We start from the raw sequence: 18,472 nt of genomic DNA, 5'->3' as shown, positions 1-18,472 counted from the left end.
CCGGCTCTCAGCGCACCGCGCCCGAGGTGAGCCCTCCCACGAGCCACCGCTGCAGGAACACGGCGGCCGCGAACACGGGGATCACCCCGATGACGGATGCGGCAGCGATCTTGCCGAAGTGCGGGGTGCGCTCGCCGTAGAACAGCGAGAGCACGACCGGCAGAGTCTGCGCGTCGGGGGACTGTGTGAGGAAGGTGGCGAGCAGGAACTCGTTGTAGTTCAGGACGCCCGCGATGATGCCCACCGCGACGAGGGCCGGGGCGACCAGCGGGGCCACGATGGACACCAGCACCCGTACGGAGCCGGCGCCGTCGATCCTCGCCGCCTCCTCGATCTCGATCGGGAGTTTCCGCAGGAACCCTTCCAGCAGCCAGATCGCGACCGGCACGTTGACCAGGGCATAGACCAGCGTCAGCCCCCACAGCGTGTTGTTCGCGCCGAGCAGGCGCAGCAGAGTGAACAGCGGCACGACGGCGACGATCGGCGGCAGCAGCCAGGGGCTCATGATGGTGCCCGCGAGGGTCGCCCCGCCGGTGCGGAAGCGCACCATCGCCCAGGCGCCCGGCAGTGCGATCAGGAGCGAGACGACGGCGCCGCCGATCGCCGCGATGAGGGAGTTGGCGACGCCTCGGAGCAGATCGGACTGCGTGAGCACATCGACCCAGTTGGAGAACTGCGGCACCGCGGGCACCAGCACGCCCTGACCGGTCTCGTTGCGGCCCATCAGCGACACCGAGACCAGGTAGAGCAGCGGCACCACGAAGAACAGGACGAGGACGGCGAGGACGACGGTGGCCAGGATGCTGCGCCGGGGTGCACGCGGACGCCGGGGCGCGAGGAGCTCACTCATGATTCGCCTGCAATCTGCGCGCCGCGAGCGCGAAGGGGAGGGTGACGGCCGTGACGAGCACGGCCAGGAGCAGGGTGATGACGGCGGCCTTGCCGAGGTCGAACTCACGCAGCGCCGCCTGGTAGATCAGGTAGGAGGTCGTGGTCGTCGCCTGCCCCGGACCGCCCGAGGTCATCATGAAGACGAGATCGAACACCTTGAACGCCAGCACGAGACGGATGAAGAACGCCGCCGCGACCACGCCGGAGATCGCCGGCAGGGTGATGTGCCGGAAGAGACCGAACCCGTGCGCGCCGTCCAGGCGCGCCGCCTCGAGAGTCTGCGCGTCTTGCGCGAGCAGCGCCGTGAACACCAGCAGGGCGACCAGGGGCGTCCACTCCCACACATCCGCGAGTGCGATCCCGGGCAGCGCCCAGGCGGTGGAGGAGAGCGGAGCGATCGCGTCGCGGGGGGCGCCGAAGAATCCGAGCACCGTCGCGAGCAGCCCGCCGCCGGGGTTGTACACGAGCTTCCACAGCGTTCCGACGATGACCGGCGGTGTGATGAGGGGGAGCAGCAGGAGCGTGCGCACGACGGAGCCGCTGCGAACGGCTCCGTGCAGCGCGAGCGCGGCGACGACGCCGAGCACGAGGCTCGCCGCCGACACCCCGAGCGCGTAGACGAGGGTGCGGCCGAGGGTGGCGACCGCATCCGCATCCCCGAGCACCTTCTCGATGGTCGCGGTGCCCACCCACTCCTGGAAGGGGCGACCCAGCGAGGACTCGGTGAACGCCGCCCCCACGATGAACAGCAGCGGATACACGCCCAGCACGACGAGGGCTAGTACGCTCGGTGCGACGAACGCGCGGTGCGCCCACGCCGGTCCCCGAGGGGCACGGCGCGGGCGCACGCGCGCGAGGGCGTCAGCCAAGGAGCTCTTCCCACTCCGCCTGCGTGGCGTCGAGGGCCTCCTTCGCCGTGACCTCGCCGGCGACAAGCTTCGCCAGCTCGTCCGTGAGCACCTCGGCCGCCTGGGTGGCGTTCTTGCCCGTGGGCCAGGCCAGTGCGCCGTCGAGCGTCGCACGGTTCACACGCTGCAGATCGGGGTACGCCGTGCCGTAGGCCTCGCTCTCCAGCGAGGAGATCCGGTTGGGGTCGATCCCGGTCTGCGGGTCGGCGACGAGCAGCTCCTCGTTCACCTCGCTCGAGGACGCCCAGGCGATGAAGTCGCGCGCGAGATCGGTCTTCGCGGTGTTGGCTGCGACGACCCAGGTGAAGCCCGCGACGAGGGAGGCTCGTGAGGTGGTGTTCTCGCCGCCGACCGGCAGCAGTGTCACGCCCCACTTGTCCTTGACCGTCGAGTCGGGATTGGTCTGCGAGCCCACGCCGAGGTCGGTCCAGTTCTCGATGAAGGCCGCGTTGCCGGCATACCAGGCAGAGTTGCCCTCGCCGAAGGCGGTCTCTGCGGGCGTCGGGTAGGCGGAGGCCAGGGAGTCGGCGAGCGACTGCGCGGCCTCGATCGCCTCGGGTGAGTTGATGACCGGCTTGCCGTCGGCGTCGACGAACTCGCCGCCGAAGCCGGCGAGACGGTTCGCGAAGCTCGCGCCGAGGATGAGCGGCGACTTCTGACCGAAGATCACGTTGCCGTAGACCCCGTTCGCGCTCTCGTTCGCGGTGATCGTGCGGGACTGCTCGACGTACTCGTCCCACGTGGCGGGCGGCTGGGTGAAGCCGTTCCGCGCCAGGATCTCCTTGTTGTAGAACAGCACGTGCGTGTCGCCGTCGAACGGCAGGCCGTAGCGGCGTCCGTCGACCAGGCTGTACGGATCGTAGATCGAGGGGATGAAATCGTCGGTCTTCAGGTCGGCGTCGCTGTCGATCCAGTCGGTGAGGTCCTGGATCGCGCCGGCATCGGCGAGGTCGCCGATCGACACGTACCAGGGCGCGGCGACATCGATCGTGTTCGCGCCCGACTGCTGATCGAGCGCGAGGGTGTTGCCGATCTCGTCGTAGGGAACGATGACGGGGTTGATCTTTACCCCCGTCTCGGCCTCGTAGCGCTCGGCGAGCAGCTTCGACGCGCCTTCGTGGGACGAGATCAGCAGGACGGTGAGCTCCTGGTCGTCGCCATCCGCGGAAGCGGAGCCGCTCGCGCAGGAGGCGAGGGCGAGGGCGGTGACGGCGAGCGTGGCGGGGACGGCGAGCCGGCGCAGGATGCGACGGGAGGAAGCGGACATGGCGGGCCTCTCGGGTGGGGGAGAGTGCGGGCTGTGGACCGCACGGTCCGTCATCCTGCACGGGGATCGGAGGCTCGCGCACCGCGGGTCGTAAGGAAACGTCATCCGCCGCGGCTGCATGAACGCGTGTGTCGGATGGGTGTGGGCGGCCCCGCTCCGCGCTGCTAGCTTTCCGCCCGTACGGCGCCCGCCGGCAGGAAGGACGGACGATGAGCAAGCCCCTCATCCTCAACGCGTTCGAGATGAGCTGCGTCACGCACCAGGCCCCGGGGCTCTGGCGTCACCCGGACAACCGAGCCGACGAGTACAACCGGCTCGAGTACTGGATCGAGCTCGCTCGGCTTCTCGAGCGCGGCGGTTTCCACGCGATCTTCCTGGCCGATGTGCTCGGCGTCTACGACGTCTACCGCGATTCGGCCGCCCCCGCGCTGCGCGACGCCGCGCAGATACCGGTGGGAGACCCCCTGCTGCAGATCCCCGCGATGGCTGCCGTCACCGAGCGGCTGGGGTTCGGCGTCACGATCGCCTCGACCTACGAGCAGCCGTACGCCCTCGCGCGCACGCTGACGACCCTCGACCACTTCACGGGAGGGCGGGTCGGCTGGAACGTCGTGACCTCGTACCTCAACAGCGCCGCGCGAAACCTCGGGCTCGGCGACCAGATCGCCCACGACGACCGGTACGGCATCGCCGACGAGTTCCTCGATGTCGCCTACAAGCTGTGGGAGGGGTCGTGGGAGGACGGCGCCGCCGTGCGCGACCGCGCGGCCGGAGTCTTCACCGACCCCGAGAAGGTGCACCCCATCCGCCACCACGGCCCCCACTTCGACGTCCCCGGCATCCACCTCGGCGAGCCTTCGCCCCAGCGCACGCCCGTGATCTTCCAGGCGGGCGCGTCACCGCGCGGACAGGAGTTCGCCGCCCGGCACGGCGAGGCCATCTTCATCAACGGCCTTACGCCCGAGCTGACCCGGCGCACGACCGACAGCATCCGCGACAAGGCTGCGGCGATCGGACGCCCTCGCGACTCGGTGAAGATCCTCACCCTCGCCACCGTGGTCGTCGCCGAGACCGACGAGCTCGCCCAGCAGAAGTACGCCGACTACCGCTCCTATGTCTCGCTCGAAGGAGCACTCGCCCTCTACGGCGGCTGGTCGGGTATCGACCTGTCGACGCTGGACCCGGACGAGCCGCTCACGTACATCGACACGGATGCGGCGCGCTCCGCTCTGTCGATCTTCACGAAAGCGGACCCCACCCGTGCGTGGACGCCGCGCGACATCGCCGAGTACGTCGGCATCGGAGGCATCGGCGCCGTGATCGTCGGCAGCCCCGCCACCGTCGCCGACGAGCTGGAGCGATGGATCGAGGTGGGTGGTGTCGACGGGTTCAACCTCGCGTACGTCGTGACGCCGGGCACCTTCGAGGACATCGTCGAACTGCTCGTCCCGGAGCTGCGCCGGCGCGGACGTCTCGACGACGGCGGCCGGGTCGGCGGGACACTCCGCGAGCGGCTCACGGGCGACGCCGTCATCGCGCCGTGGCACCCCGCCCACGCGTACCGCGGCGCATACGTCGGCGCGCCGAGCGCCGCCGACAGCCCCGCATCCCTCGTCTCCACTCCCGTCTGAACAGGAACAGCCATGACGACACAGACTCTGACCCCTGCCCGCACCCATTTCCACGGCACCGCGGATGCGGCGGAGCTCGCCCACTGGGATGCGGTCGCCGCATCCGTCGCCGAGCGACTCGCCCTCGACGCGCTCGCCCGCGACCGAGCGAACGCCCAGCCGTTCGCCGAAGCGCGGCTTCTCAAGGACGCGGGCCTGACGACCCTGCTCGACCCCGCGGAATACGGGGGCGGCGGAGCGCACTGGGAGAGCGCATTCCGCGCGGTGCGCATCCTCGCGCGCGCCGATGCCTCCATCGCGCAGGTGCTCGGATACCACTACGTGAACGAGGCCAACATCGCCCTCGTCGCGCCCGCGGCCGAGCGTGAGCGATGGTTCCGCGCCACGATCGCCGGACGCTGGGTCTGGGGCGACTCGGTGAACCCCGTCGACCCGAATCTCACTCTGACGGTCGACGGCGACGGCTATCGACTCAACGGCTTCAAGCGGTACTCGACCGGATCCGGTGTCGGAGAGGCGCTCCTGATCAATGCCGTCGTCGAGGACGGCCCGGATGCGGGTGCTTTCGCCTTCCTCGTGCTGCCCTACGGGCACCCCGGTGTCGAGCTGGTCGACGACTGGGACAACCTCGGCCAGCGACTGTCGGCGAGCAACACCGTCACCTACCGCGACGTCCGGGTGGAGCCCGAGCACCTGCTCGGCTTCGGCACGGAGGAACCGATCCAGAGCTTCGTGACACCCGCCATCCAGCTCGTGTTCGGCAACCTCTACCTCGGGATCGCGCAGGGGGCTCTGGCGCAGGCGCGCGAGCTGACCAACGCCAGGCCCAACTCCTGGTTCCTCTCGGGGGTTCCCACCTACAGCGACGACCCGTTCGTGCGGCGGCTGTACGGCGAGCTCGTGTCGCGCACCGCGGCGGTCGAGGCGTTGGCCGACCGTGTGAACCGTCGCTTCGACGAGGTCATCTCCCGGGGCTCCGACGTCACGGCCGAGGGCCGCGCGGAGATCGCGATCGAGATCGCGCAGCTGAAGGTCGTCGCCAGCGACACCGCGACCGATGTCGCCCACCGCGTCTTCGAGGCCACGGGGACGAGCTCGACGGCCAACCGCGTCGGCCTCGACCTGCACTGGCGCAACATCCGCACCCACTCCCTCCACGACCCGGTCGACTACAAGAAGCTCGAGGTGGGGGCGCACTTCCTCTCCGGCGCCGTCCAGCCGATCTCCCTCTACACATGAGCACCGCATCCGTGGCGGCCGAGGTCCGCACCCACATCGACGACCAACTCTGGGCGCGGTTGCCCGTCGAGATCGAGGCGCGGTTCCGTCCGATCGTGGACGTCGTGGCGGAGGGGGCGGGGGAGCGGGACCTCACGCGTGAGCTTCCCCGTGACGCCGTCGCCTGGCTCCGCGAGGCGGGGCTCGGACGCGCCCGCCTGGCCCTCGCCGACGGCGGGCTGGGGCTGGACTGTCCCACGTTCACGCGCCTACTCGTGGCGATCGCAGCAGCCGACGCGAACATCCCGCAGATCCTGCGCGGTCATGTCGCGCTTGTGGAGCAGGCGCTGACCACGACGGATGCGGCATTCGCGCGGCGCTGGATCGACCGCATCGCCGCGGGCGAGATCAGCGGCAACTCGTGGAGCGAGGCCACCGGCTCGACGACGTCACGAGCCGGTGCAGAGCTCTCGACGGATGCCGACGGCATCCTGCGTCTGAACGGCCGCAAGTTCTACACGACGGGCAGCATCTTCGCCGAGTGGACCGACACCGTCGCCCACCGCCTCTCCGACGGCGTGGACGTCGCGGCGCTCGTGCGACTCGACCAGCCGGGGGTCACCGTGATCGACGATTGGGACGGCTTCGGTCAGCGCCTCACCGGAACGGGGACCATCGTCTTCGAAGACGCCGTCGTTGATCCCGCGGACGTCCTGCCGGTCGCCGAACGGTTCGCCTACCAGACAGGCCTGTACCAGCTGGTGCTGCTGGCCGTGCTGGCCGGGATCGCGCACGCATCCGTCGCCGACGCGGCCGCCGCGGTGCGCGCACGGTCCCGCGTCTACAGCCACGGCACCGCCGCCAGGGTGCAGGACGACGCACAGATCCAGGCCCTGCTGGGGGAGCTGGCCGCATCCGCCTTCGCCGTCGATGCGAGCGTCGCAGCCGTGGCGGAGGCGGTCGAGGACGCCTACGGGGCCGCGCTCGCCGCGCGCGATCGGCCCGACGACGAGGCGGCCATCGACCGTGCGCGCCGGCTCGCCGGGCTCGCGGAGATCCGAGCCGCGCAGGCGCAGTCCTTCGCGACCGGCGCGGTACAGCAGCTCACGTCACGCCTGTTCGACACCCTCGGCGCCTCGGCCACGGCGCGCGGTGCGCACCTCGACCGGCACTGGCGAAACGCCCGCACCGTGTCCAGTCACAACCCGGTGCTGTACAAGAACCGCTGGGTGGGCGAGTGGGTGCTGCACGACCGGTTGCCGCAGGCGCTCTGGGCGGTCGGCACGCCTTCCCCTGCCAAGTGATGCTCGCTCGCGCGGCGGATCAGGCGTGCCGGTCGAGGAAGTCGTAGACCTCGCTGTCGTCGACGCCGGGGAAGGCGCCGCGGGGCAGCGGCGTGAACATCTGCATGTGCACGCGTGCGCTCGGCCAGGCGCGCCCTTGCCAGCGTTCGGCGGCCTGGCTCGAGGGTCGGCGGCAGCACGACTCGTCGGGGCACTGCGAACTCGCCCGTTTCGCCGTCTCGCGGCCGCGGAACCACTTCGCGTCGTCGAACGGCACGCCCACCGTGATCGAGAACTCGCCGTCGTGGGTCGTGCCGGTCTGCGTGGAGCACCAGAAGGTCCCGGAGGGGGTGTCGGTGTACTGGTAGTGCTCCGTCGTGCGGTTCTGCTCCGCGAAGGCTGCACGGGCGGCGAACTTGCGGCACACGATCTGTCCTTCGACCGCGCCCGTCACATCCATCGGCAGCGGCAGGTCGTCGTTCTCGTAGACGCGTGAGATCGCGCCGTCGCCGGCGACCCGCAGGAAGTGCAGGCGGATGCCGATGTGCTCGGTCAGCAGGTTGGTCATCCGCATCCCGGCGGCCTCGTGCGTCACCCCGAACGCATCGCGGAAGTCCTCGACGGCGAGGTTGCGGTCCTTCTTCGCCTGCTGGAGGAACGCGACCGCCGGCGCCGGCGGCATGAGGCACGCCGCGGCGTAGTAGTTGATCTCCAGTCGCTGCTGCAGGAACTCGGCGTAGTCCTTGGGTGGCTGGTGCCCCAGGAGCCGGTGCGCCATCGCCTGCAGCGCCATCGACCGCAGTCCATGGCCGCCCGGGATGGACGCCGGCGGCAGGTAGATCCGCCCGTTCTCGAGGTCGGTGATCGACCGGGTGGATGCGGGCAGATCGCCCGCGTAGATGAGCTCGAAGCCCAGCTGCTCGGCCATGATGCTCACCGTGCGGTGCGTGAGAGCGCCGGAGGTGTGACCCGCCGACTTGAGCTGCTTCTCGGCGAGCTTCTCGATGTCGGGGAGGTGATTGTTCATCTCCCTCATCCGAAGCCGCATGTCCGTGTTGGCGCGGCGGGCCTCTTCCGGGGTCGCAATGGCCTCGCGTTCGCGGCGCTGCAACTCGCGATGCAGGCCGAGCACGGTCTCGATCGTCTCGTCGCTCAACGCCTTCGTGACCCGGATCGGAGGCAGCCCCAGCTGCCGGAACGCGTGCGAGGTCTGTGCGCGCTCGAGCTCGATCTCCAATGCCGCGCGCCGGTTCGGGGGTTCGGTGGACAGCAGCTCGGCCAGCTGGGTGCCGGTGGCCGCCGCGATCTCCTGCAGCAGCGACAGCTTGGGCTCGCGCTTGCCGTTCTCGATGAGGCTGAGGTGGCTGCCGGCCACCCCCACGGCAGCCCCGAGCTCGTCGAGGGTGAGCCCTGCCGCCGTGCGGAAGTGACGGATGCGGTGGCCGAGCGTGGCCAGCTCGATGGTCGTCGAAGGCATGTTTTGAGAATAGCGAAAGAAGCGACACTCTTTCGAGATGCGATCCGTGAAAAGGGTGGTCGAGGAGCGTCATTCTTGCAGGGAACCCACGTTCTGAACGCCGCCGATGCCGACTGGAGTGATCATGGCCCTTGCTGAGAGCTACACCTCGAGCGCCCCCGCGCGCTCCACCGCCGCACGCGCGGCGACGTCCTACGGAGCTCGCCCGACCGCATCCGGACCCGGTATGGCCGCGCTGACCCGGTGGGTCGACGAGATCGCCGCCCTCACGCAGCCAGACCGCATCCACTGGGTCGACGGATCGCAGGCCGAGAACGACATGCTGCTGCGATCGATGGTGGACGCGGGCTCTCTCATCAAGCTCAACCCCGAGTGGCGTCCGGGGTCGTACCTCGCGCGCTCCCACCCGAGCGACGTCGCCCGCACCGAGGGCCGGACGTTCATCGCCTCCGAGAAGGAGGAGGATGCCGGTCCCACCAACAACTGGGCGGAGCCCGACGCGATGCGCACCAAGCTGGATGCGCTGTTCGCGGGCTCCATGCGCGGCCGGACGATGTACGTGGTGCCGTTCTCGATGGGCACCGTCGGCGGTCCTCTCTCGCACATCGGCGTGCAGGTGACGGATTCACCGTACGCCGTCGTGTCGATCAACATCATGACGCGCGTCGGATCCGCCGTCCTGCAGCAGATCGCGGACGGCGCCGACTGGGTGCGCACCGTGCATTCCGTGGGGGCTCCGCTGGCGCCGGGAGAGGCCGACGTCGCGTGGCCTTGCAACGACGACAAGTACATCGTCCACTTCCCGGACACGCTCGAGGTCTACTCATACGGGTCGGGCTACGGCGGCAACGCGATCCTTGCGAAAAAGTGCTTCGCGCTGCGCATCGCCTCGGTCATCGGGCGCAACGAGGGCTGGCTCGCCGAGCACATGCTGCTCATCCGGGTCATCAGCCCCGAGGGCAAGCGCTACCACGTCGCCGCGGCGTTCCCGTCGGCGTGCGGCAAGACGAACCTCGCGATGCTGCGCCCCACCATCCCGGGATGGCGCGTCGAGACCCTCGGGGACGACATCGCGTGGCTGCGGCCGGGCGAAGACGGACGCCTGTGGGCGATCAATCCGGAGGCGGGCTTCTTCGGCGTCGCGCCGGGCACGGGCATCTCGACCAACGCCACGGCGGTGGAGACGCTGTGGGGCAACACGATCTTCACGAACGTGGCGCTGCGCCCCGACGGCGACGTGTGGTGGGAGGGCCTGACCGACGAGGCCCCCGCCGAGCTCATCGACTGGGAGGGAAACCACTGGACCCCCGCGTCGGGCCGACCCGCCGCGCACCCGAACTCGCGCTTCACCGTCGCCGCCGCACAGTGCCCCCAGGTCGCGGATGACTGGGAGACGCCGGAGGGCGTGCCGCTGGACGCCATCCTGTTCGGCGGTCGCCGCGCCACCAACGTGCCGCTCGTCGTCGAGGCCACGGACTGGGCGCACGGCGTGTTCCTCGGAGCGACGATCTCGTCCGAGCGGACGGCCGCCGCCGAGGGGACCGTCGGCGAGCTGCGCCGCGACCCGTTCGCGATGCTCCCGTTCTGCGGTTACAACATGGCCGACTACTTCGCCCACTGGATCAAGGTCGGCGGATCGCTGCGCTTCGACCGCGCGCCGCGCGTCTTCCAGGTGAACTGGTTCCGCCGCGGCGCCGACGGCCGGTTCCTCTGGCCGGGCTTCGGTGACAATGTGCGCGTGCTGGAGTGGATCGTGCGTCGTCTCGAGTCCGAGGTGCCGGCCGAGCCCAGCCCGATCGGCCGGCTGCCCCGCCCCGAGGACCTCAACCTCGAGGGGACCGACGTCACGGATGCGGATCTGGCGGAGCTGTTCGCGATCGACGCCGAGTCGTGGCTGGCGGAGGCGGAGCTGACCGAGGAGTTCTTCGACACCTTCGGCGACCGCATCCCTTCGGCTCTGCGCGCCGAGCTCGCCTCCCTGCGGTACCGCCTCGCGCGCGCCTGACCGCCGCCCGGCCGCGGGCGTCAGACCAGGAGCTGGTGCTTGGCGAGGTCGCGGTACAGCGGTACGTCGGTCACGAGCTCGGAATGCGTGCCCGCGCCGACGACCCGGCCGTGGTCCATCACCACGATCAGGTCGCTGTCGACGACGGTCGACAGCCGGTGCGCGATCACGATGAGGGTGCGCCCCTCGGCGACGGCGTCGATCGCCTCCCGCATCCGCTGCTCGTTCAATCCGTCGAGCGACGAGGTCGATTCGTCGAGCAGAAGGATGGGGGGAGCAGCCAGCAGTGCGCGGGCGATCGCCAGGCGCTGACGCTCACCGCCGGAGAGCATGACGCCGCCCTCGCCGACGGGCGCGGCGAGGCCCTCGGGTGAGCGGTCCAGCACCTCGCCGAGGTTCACGGCGCGCAGGACGGCCTCGCACGCCTCGTCGCTCGCGTCGGGCGAGGCCAGACGCAGGTTGTCGCCGAGCGTGCCCGCGAGCGTCGGGGCGTCCTGCTCCACGTAGCCCAGCTGCGCGCGCAGTTCCCCGCGGTCGAGGGTCCGGATGTCGCGACCCCCGAGCAGGATGGCGCCCGCGGTCGGGTCGTAGAACCGCTCGATGAGGGCGAGGGTCGTGCTCTTGCCCGCGCCCGACGGGCCCACCAGTGCGACCCGCGAGCCCCGTGGCACGCGCAGCGAGACGCCGCGCAGCACGTCGCCGGCGTCATCTGCGACCGCCTCCAGTGCCGACGTGTCCACGCGGGCCACTTCGAGGAGCGCACGCGCCTCCGCCTCGGTCTTGGCGCGCGCTGCGGCGACGGCCGCCGGGTAACGGAAGTGCACGTCGCGGAACTCCACCGCGATGTCGGCGGCGTCCACATCCGTCGCCGGGATGGCGTGGGCCGCGATCCGGGCGTCATCCTGCGTCTCGGTCGGCAGATCCAGGACCTCCTGGATGCGGCCGAGCGCGCCCAGCGCCTGGCTCACGGAGGTGATCGCGCCGAAGAACGAGCCGAGCGGCTGCACGAGGAAGAAGAGGAACATCACGAAGGTGACGAGGCTCGCGATCGTGATCGCGCCCGACGCCACGCGGAAACCGCCGACGCCCAGGACGACGAGAAGCGAGAGCTGGAGCGCGACGCCGGCGACCGGCACCACGAGCGCCGAGGCCTTCGCGACACGCACGCCGCTGCCGTACGCGCGCTTCGCGACCCCTTCCAAGCTCGCCTGCTCGCGGTCGCCGGCGCCGGCTGCGCGCACCGTGCGGATCGATCCGACCGCGCGCTCCACGCCCGAGGCGAGCTCGCCGACCGTCTCCTGCTGCTCACGGGTCGCGCGGCGGATGCGTCCGCTGAGGACGCCGACGACGGCGATCGAGGCGCCGATGACGACGAGGATGAGCAGGAGAAGCAGGGGATCGATCAGGAGCATCGCGATGACCGCGCCGACGAAGATCAGTACGTTGCCGACCGAGTCGGCGAGTCCCTGCGTGAGCACCGCGTAGAGCAGCGTGGTGTCGGTTCCGACCCGCGAGACGAGGTCGCCGGTGCGCCGGGCGTCGAACTCACGGATCGGAAGGTGAAGGATGCGGGCGATGAGTCGGCGGCGGCTCGAGAACACGACGGCCGTGCCGGTGCGCTGCAGCAGGTAATGCTGATAGCCGGACACCAGCGACGATCCGATGACCAACGCGACCAGCCCCCACACCAGCAGCCCGAGTCCCTCGTTCGCCTGCACGCGGGCGATCAGCTCGCCCACCAGCAGCGGCTGACCGAGCGTCGTGACCGCGGCCACGATGCTGAGCACGGTGACCACCACGAGCACCCGTTTGTGCTCGAAGAGGAACGGGAGCAGCTGGCGCAGGCTGGCGCGCGGTCCGTCATCCTTCTTCGGGCGCGCGAACGGACTGCGACGGGCGGGAGCGGGGCTGGACATGGGCGACCTCGATCGGCGGGATTTCCTCCCTCGACCGTACCTCCGCTCGCACGCCGCGGTCGCCGCCTCGGTGTACACACCGCGAGACTGCATTTCGAGCACGAGATCACGGGTAAACCCCGTGATCTCGTGCTGAAAGTGCAGTCTCGCGGAGGAGGAGAGGGATGCGGCGGCTACAGCGAAGCGGTCTCGCCGAGGCCGAGGTTCTCGTCGTAGTCGATGTCGCGGGTCTCCTTGGACAGGATCAGGGCGATCAGTGTCAGCACCGCCGACCCCGACAGATACAGGCCCACGAGCCACGGCTGACCACCGGCGGCGGTCCACAGCCCGAGCGCGATCGACGGCGCGACGGCCGCACCGAGGATCGAGGCGACGTTGTACGAGATCGCGGAGCCGGTGTAGCGCACGTTCGTCGGGAACAGCTCCGGCAGCAGTGCCCCCATCGGCCCGAACGTGGCGCCCATGAGCATGAAGCCGAACACCAGGAAGGCCTGTGTGAGCGCGCCCGTGAACTTCGGGTCGGTCATGGGCAGGAGGAACAGGTTGAACGTGAGCCCGAACACGATGATGGCGGCCGTGATCCAGATGAGGAGCTTGCGGCGTCCGATGGCATCGGCGACAGGTCCCGACAGGAGCGTGAAGATCCCGAAGAACACGACGCCGATGATCTGCATGATCACGAAGTCGATGTACCCGAAGCCCTGACCCGCGACGTACACCCCCGCGTCGAACGCCGTGCCGGATGCCTGTGCCGCCGCTTCCGCGCCCGCGAGGGTGGGCTTGGTGCCGTAGGTCAGGGTGAAGTTCGTCATCAGATAGAACAGCACGTACGTCGCGAGCATGATGAACGTGCCCAGGATGAGGGCACGCCAGTGCCCGCGGATGACCTCGCCCAGAGGGAACCTGCGCAGCGCGCCCTTCTTCTCCGCCTTCTGGAAGGTGTCGGATTCGACCAGGCGCAGACGCACCCAGAGGCCGATGATCACCATGACGGCCGAGAACAGGAACGGCACGCGCCATCCCCAGGCCAGGAACGCCTCGGAGCGCTGCGCGGTGCCGTCGGGATGCGGGAGCGCGAAGTTGATCGCCAGGAAGATGGTGTTGGCGATGATGAAGCCGATCGGGGCGCCGAGCTGAGGGAAGGTGCCGTACCAGGCGCGCTTGCCCTTCGGTGCGTTCTCCGTCGCGACCAGCGCCGCGCCCGACCACTCGCCGCCGAGTGCGAAGCCCTGCGCCAGGCGCAGCACGAGCAGCAGAAGCGCCGCCCACCATCCGACCACCTGGTAGGTGGGCAGGCATCCGATGAGGAAGGTCGCCACCCCCATCGTGAGCAGCGAGGCGACGAGCGTCGCCTTGCGGCCGAAGCGGTCGCCGAAGTGGCCGAAGACGAAAGCCCCGATCGGACGCGCGATCATCGCCGCGCCGAAGACGCCGAACGAGGCGAGCAGGGAGGTGGTGTCGTCTCCGGTCGGGAAGAAGAGGATCGGGAAGACGAGGACGGCCGCGGTCGCGTAAGCGTAGAAGTCGTAGAACTCGATGGTGGTTCCCACGAGGCTCGCGGTGATGACGCGGGCGCGGGAGTTCGCGGGAGCCGTTGCAGTGGCAGAAGACATGGGGGGAGGACAGACCTGTCGGAAGAGCGAGAGGCGTCCTCGTGGGAACGCGCCGGCGGCGAGTGCTCGGGCGGGGGTGGTGCACCGGGCGTCACATCGCTGGGTCACCGGGGCGTCGGCGGTGTGGCCGGCGCACGAACACTCAGTTTACGCCCAGGTTCGCGTCCCGGCGCCGTGGCGGGCCGGGACGCGAACCTCTCAGCGCCAGAGGACCGCGATGGCGGCGTTGGCGAGGGTGAGGACGCCGATCGGCCAGAAGATCGCCGCGGGCAGCGAGTCGGTGCGACGCTGACGGGCCGAGCCGATCCCCAGAAGCGCGGCGATGACCAGCAGCACGACGAGCTTGACGCCGATCTTGACGTAGTTCATGTCGTGATCGGTGCCCCACGGTGCGGCGAGGGCGAGGCCGGCGACCGCGGCGATGGTCATGCCCAGGCTCATGAGTCGGGTGATGCGGATGCGGCGGCTCGCGGCCTCCACGACCCATGCTCCGAAGAGGATGGCGAAGCCGACGAGGTGCACGAGGACGACGATGTGACGCAGGATCTCCATGCCCGCCACCATACCTTATGTATTACTGAAGGTTGGTGCCCCGGTGCCGTTCAGCCGCGGAGTTCGCGCACCGTGAGGGCCGTGCGCAGCGCCGCATCCGCCGCCTCCGCACCCTTGTCCTCCTTCGAGCCGGCGAGCCCCGCGCGATCGAGTCCCTGTTTCTCGTCGTCGAGCGTCAGCACCCCGAAGCCGACCGGCTTGCCGGTGTCGAGGGCGACGCGGGTCAGGCCGTCGGTCGCCGCGGACGAGACGAACTCGAAGTGGGGCGTGCCGCCGCGGATGATCACACCGAGGGCGACGACCGCGTCGGCGCCGGATTCCAGCGCCGCCTTGGCGACGACGGGGAGCTCGAAGGACCCCGCGACGCGCACGAGCGAGTAGTCGGCGCCGGATGCGGTGAGCACCCGCTCCGCGCCGGCGATGAGTCCGTCGCTGATCGTCTCGTGCCAGGTGCCGGCGACGATGACGACGCGAAGGCCGCGGGCGTCGATCTCGGTCTGCTGGGGGGCGCCGTGGCCGCTCATCGGTTCTCCTTCATCTGCGCGAGCGCTTCGGTGAGGTCCTCGTCCGCGATGATGTGTCCCATCCGGTCGCGCTTGGTTGCGAGGTACTGGTGGTTGTTGGGGCCGACGCCCACGAGCAGCGGAACCTGCTCGACGACGTCGAGGCCGAGGGCGCGCAGCTGCGTGACCTTGTCGGTGTTGTTGGTCAGAAGGCGCACCCGCTCGACGCCGAGGTCGGCGAGGATGCCTGCGGCGGCGGCGTAGTCACGCGCATCGGCGGGAAGGCCGAGCGCCAGGTTCGCGTCGACCGTGTCCAGACCCCGCTCCTGCAGGTTGTAGGCGCGCAGCTTGTTGATGAGACCGATGCCGCGGCCCTCGTGGCCGCGCATGTACACCACGACGCCGCCGTCTTTCTCGATGCGGTCGAGCGCCGCATCCAGCTGCGGCCCGCACTCGCACTTCAGCGACCCGAAAGCCTCGCCGGTCAGGCATTCCGAGTGCACGCGCACGAGCGGCGCATCCTCGAGCTCGCCCTTGACGACGGCCAGGTGATCCGTGCCCGTCACGCGGTCCTTGTACGCGAGGAAGCGGAACTCGCCGTGCGAGGTGGGCACCGTCGCCTCGGCGCGCAGGCTCACCCGCCGGCGGTGGAACGCAGCGGCCGAGGGCTCCTCGCGCGGGTCTACGTCGTCCAGGTAGCCGACGAGCTGCTCGATCGTGATGACGGGGATGCCGTCGCGCTCGCCGAGTGCCATGAGACCGGGAAGGCGCATCATGCTGCCGTCCTCGTCGACGATCTCGGCGATCGCGCCGACGGGCTCGAGTCCCGCAAGACGCATGAGGTCGACAGCCGCCTCGGTGTGGCCGCCGCGCTCGCGCACGCCGCCGTCGACCGCGCGCAGCGGCAGGATGTGGCCCGGACGGTTCACCGCGGACGGCGCGGATGCGGGATCCGCCAGCACGTTCAGCGTGTGCGCGCGGTCGGCGGCGCTGATGCCCGTCGAGACACCGGATGCGGCATCGACGCTCACCGTGTACGCGGTGCCGCGCGCATCCTGGTTCACCTCGACCATGGGAGGAAGATCCAGGCGGTCCGCCCACTCCGCGGGCATGGGCGCGCAGATGAAGCCGCTCGACCAGCGCACCGTCCACGCGATCCACTCGGGGGTCGCGAGCTGTGCCGAGAGGATCACGTCGCCCTCGTTCTCACGGTTCTCGTCGTCGGCGACGATCACCGGGCGACCGGCGGCGAGGGCCTCGAGGGCCTCGGGAATGGAACTCAGACTCATCGCGAGCCACCTTCCGTTGCGGGGGCGAAGGCCAGCAGCCGCTGCACGTGGCGCGCCAGGATGTCGGTCTCCAGATTGACGACGTCGCCCGCGACGCGCTCGCCGAGCGTGGTGGCGGCGAGCGTCTCGGGGATCAGCGACACCTCGAACCAGGCCTCTTCGACCGACGGGTCGCTGGCGGCGCTCACCGTGAGGGAGACGCCGTCGAGGGCGATCGATCCCTTGTCGACCACGAGAGGGGCCAGGTCTCGGGGCAGCGAGACGCGGATGACCCGCCACTCGGTGCCGGGGCGCACCTCGAGCACGCGGCCCCGTGCCGTCGACGTGACCCTGCACGATGTGGCCGCCCAGGCGTCCGCCGGCGGCCGTCGCGCGCTCGATGTTGACGGGCGTCCCCGCAGCGACACCGCCGATCGCGGTGACGTCGAGCGTCTGGCGCATGACGTCGGCCGTGAACCAGTCCTCGCCCTGATCGACGACCGTGAGGCACACGCCCGACACGGAGATCGAGTCGCCGTGCGCCGCATCCGATACCGCTCGAGGGGCGGTGACCGTCAGGCGTACGCCGTCGCCCGAGGGCTCCGTGTGCGTGACGGTGCCGATCTCTTCCACGATCCCGGTGAACATCAGTGGGCTCCTTCTCGATCGGAGGCGGATTCGTCTGCGGATGCGGCGGGCCGCGAGATGAGCAGCAGATCGTCGCCGAGTCGGCGGGTCTCGATCAGCTGCAGACGACGCGCCTGGGAGATGTCGGCGACGCCGAGGTCGTCGAGGGCGACGCGGTCGCCGCCGAGCAGCACGGGAGCGACGTAGGTCAACAGTTCGTCCACGAGGCCCTCGCGCAGCAGAGCGCTCTGCAGGTGCGGGCCGCCCTCCACGAACACCCGTTGGATGCCACGCTCGTGCAGGGTGGCCAGGACCTCGTGCAGATCGCGCGTGCGCAGATGCCAGGGCTTCTTCGGGTGGCGGTGCACGGCCGCGTCGGCGGGGATGTCGCGTTCGCCGACCACGACGGGTCGCGGCTGGGTCGGCCGTAGCTCGCCGTCGGGTGTGCGCGCTGTCAGCGCCGGGTCGTCCGCGAGGACGGTGCCGGTGCCCGCCATGATCGCGTCGGCGCCCGCGCGCCTGCGGTGCACGTCCTCGCGAGCCTCGGAGCCGGTGATCCACTGGCTGGAGCCATCGGCCGCCGCGGCGCGGCCGTCGAGACTCTGCGCCCACTTCAGGGTGACGTGCGGGCGTCCCAGTTGCTGCGCTTGTGCCCACGAGGCCAGCAGTTCCTGCGCCTCGTCCGCGAGCACGCCGGACTCGGTCTCGACGCCGGCCGCGCGCAGGCGCTCGGCACCGCCGGATGCGGTCGGGGTGGGATCGCTCATCGCGTAGACGACCCGGGCGACGCCCGCCTCGATGAGCGCGAGTGCGCACGGTCCGGTGCGGCCGGTGTGGTTGCACGGCTCGAGGGTGACCACGGCGGTCGCGCCGCGCACCGCATCCGGATCCGCCTGCGACAGCGCGTCGACCTCGGCGTGGGCCGTTCCGGCGCCGTGGTGCCAGCCCTCGGCGATGACGTCCCCGTCGGGGGAGAGGAGCACGGCGCCCACCTGCGGGTTCACGCCGATGGGGCCTCGCCGGGCAAGCTCCAGCGCTCGCGCCATGGCGCGTTCTTCGGTCTCGCTCACCGGCATGTCTCGGGCCTCCTGATCGGCGGGCTCCGGGTAGCCGTCGCGGCGCTCGCGGACACGCCGCTGAGCGCTCGTGCGCCTCCCATCCGGACTCGCGACCTTCGTCGCATCACCGTCGGTCCCGGAATTCCACCGGATCGGCGATCCCCTCCTCGCGGAGGATCACGCTCGCGGACTGTCACCGCCGGTTCGGATTCTCACCGACCCCGGAGCACGTTCTGCACTGAGTCTAGTCAACGC

General features: G+C 70.3%; 14 protein-coding genes, 1 pseudogene and 1 riboswitch. Of the genes and pseudogenes, 4 read left to right on the top strand and 11 right to left on the bottom strand.

What is annotated here, in order from left to right; translation table 11 throughout:
- Positions 1-7: 7 nt before the first annotated feature.
- From QE377_RS03410 to QE377_RS03400, 3 genes are read right to left on the bottom strand one after another with little or no spacing between them, the layout of a single operon-like run.
- Positions 8-850, bottom strand: coding sequence for a carbohydrate ABC transporter permease (locus QE377_RS03410; RefSeq protein WP_307319697.1), 843 nt, complete (start codon positions 848-850; stop codon positions 8-10).
- A complete protein-coding gene (locus QE377_RS03405) occupies positions 843-1,760 on the bottom strand; it encodes a carbohydrate ABC transporter permease (RefSeq protein ID WP_307319696.1) in 918 nt (305 codons plus the stop codon). Before QE377_RS03405 ends, QE377_RS03410 begins: the two co-directional genes overlap by 8 nt.
- Positions 1,753-3,066, bottom strand: coding sequence for a sugar ABC transporter substrate-binding protein (locus QE377_RS03400; RefSeq protein WP_307319695.1), 1,314 nt, complete (start codon positions 3,064-3,066; stop codon positions 1,753-1,755). Before QE377_RS03400 ends, QE377_RS03405 begins: the two co-directional genes overlap by 8 nt.
- A 209-nt stretch (positions 3,067-3,275) precedes the next feature.
- Between QE377_RS03400 and QE377_RS03395 the strand changes: the two genes are divergently transcribed.
- Genes QE377_RS03395 through QE377_RS03385 form a run of 3 tightly spaced genes read left to right on the top strand, consistent with a single transcriptional unit; the run spans position 3,276 to position 7,219 of the window.
- Complete coding sequence (locus QE377_RS03395) at positions 3,276-4,697, top strand: LLM class flavin-dependent oxidoreductase (protein ID WP_307319694.1); 1,422 nt, start codon at positions 3,276-3,278, stop codon at positions 4,695-4,697.
- Positions 4,698-4,709: 12 nt separating this feature from the next.
- The gene (locus tag QE377_RS03390) at positions 4,710-5,936 is read left to right on the top strand and encodes an acyl-CoA dehydrogenase family protein (protein WP_307319693.1); all 1,227 of its coding nucleotides are present in this window, start codon (positions 4,710-4,712) and stop codon (positions 5,934-5,936) included.
- Positions 5,933-7,219 carry an acyl-CoA dehydrogenase family protein gene (locus tag QE377_RS03385; RefSeq protein WP_307319692.1) on the top strand — a complete coding sequence of 429 codons (1,287 nt, stop codon included), beginning with the start codon at positions 5,933-5,935 and terminating at the stop codon, positions 7,217-7,219. Before QE377_RS03390 ends, QE377_RS03385 begins: the two co-directional genes overlap by 4 nt.
- A 19-nt stretch (positions 7,220-7,238) precedes the next feature.
- On the opposite strand, the gene QE377_RS03380 is transcribed toward QE377_RS03385, so the two are convergent.
- A complete protein-coding gene (locus tag QE377_RS03380; RefSeq protein ID WP_307319690.1) occupies positions 7,239-8,675 on the bottom strand; it encodes a helix-turn-helix domain-containing protein in 1,437 nt (478 codons plus the stop codon).
- 124 nt (positions 8,676-8,799) lie between these two features.
- Here QE377_RS03380 and QE377_RS03375 point away from each other — a divergent pair, with 124 nt between their 5' ends.
- Positions 8,800-10,680: a phosphoenolpyruvate carboxykinase (GTP) gene (locus QE377_RS03375; RefSeq protein ID WP_307319689.1), complete on the top strand. Its 1,881-nt coding sequence runs from the start codon at positions 8,800-8,802 to the stop codon at positions 10,678-10,680.
- Between the two features lie 20 nt (positions 10,681-10,700).
- Here QE377_RS03375 and QE377_RS03370 read toward each other — a convergent pair whose 3' ends face one another.
- The 7 genes and pseudogenes from QE377_RS03370 to ribD form a co-directional block, all read right to left on the bottom strand.
- Positions 10,701-12,596, bottom strand: a complete 1,896-nt coding sequence (locus tag QE377_RS03370; RefSeq protein WP_307319688.1) for an ABC transporter ATP-binding protein — start codon at positions 12,594-12,596, stop codon at positions 10,701-10,703.
- Between the two features lie 173 nt (positions 12,597-12,769).
- Complete coding sequence (locus QE377_RS03365) at positions 12,770-14,209, bottom strand: MFS transporter (protein WP_307319687.1); 1,440 nt, start codon at positions 14,207-14,209, stop codon at positions 12,770-12,772.
- A gap of 198 nt (positions 14,210-14,407) precedes the next feature.
- The gene (locus QE377_RS03360) at positions 14,408-14,761 is read right to left on the bottom strand and encodes a Fe-S protein (RefSeq protein ID WP_307319686.1); all 354 of its coding nucleotides are present in this window, start codon (positions 14,759-14,761) and stop codon (positions 14,408-14,410) included.
- A 50-nt stretch (positions 14,762-14,811) separates the two neighbouring features.
- Positions 14,812-15,285, bottom strand: coding sequence for a 6,7-dimethyl-8-ribityllumazine synthase (gene ribH / locus QE377_RS03355; protein WP_307319684.1), 474 nt, complete (start codon positions 15,283-15,285; stop codon positions 14,812-14,814).
- Positions 15,282-16,553 (bottom strand): GTP cyclohydrolase II, encoded by a 1,272-nt coding sequence (gene ribA / locus QE377_RS03350; protein ID WP_307319683.1) that lies wholly within the window; start codon positions 16,551-16,553, stop codon positions 15,282-15,284. The genes ribH and ribA overlap by 4 nt, the downstream gene beginning before the upstream one ends.
- Positions 16,550-17,180: pseudogene (locus QE377_RS03345) on the bottom strand (riboflavin synthase). The gene ribA and the pseudogene QE377_RS03345 overlap by 4 nt, the downstream one beginning before the upstream one ends.
- Positions 17,180-18,235 carry a bifunctional diaminohydroxyphosphoribosylaminopyrimidine deaminase/5-amino-6-(5-phosphoribosylamino)uracil reductase RibD gene (gene ribD / locus QE377_RS03340; protein WP_307319681.1) on the bottom strand — a complete coding sequence of 352 codons (1,056 nt, stop codon included), beginning with the start codon at positions 18,233-18,235 and terminating at the stop codon, positions 17,180-17,182. Before ribD ends, QE377_RS03345 begins: the two are co-directional and overlap by 1 nt.
- A 67-nt stretch (positions 18,236-18,302) precedes the next feature.
- A riboswitch (FMN riboswitch) is annotated at positions 18,303-18,450 on the bottom strand.
- Between the last annotated feature and the right edge of the window lie 22 nt (positions 18,451-18,472).

This window comes from Microbacterium sp. SORGH_AS_0862, assembly GCF_030818795.1.
GTDB lineage: Bacteria > Actinomycetota > Actinomycetes > Actinomycetales > Microbacteriaceae > Microbacterium.
Note: the sequence above shows the minus strand (reverse complement) of the source record. Positions and strands in the feature narration are given on the sequence as shown.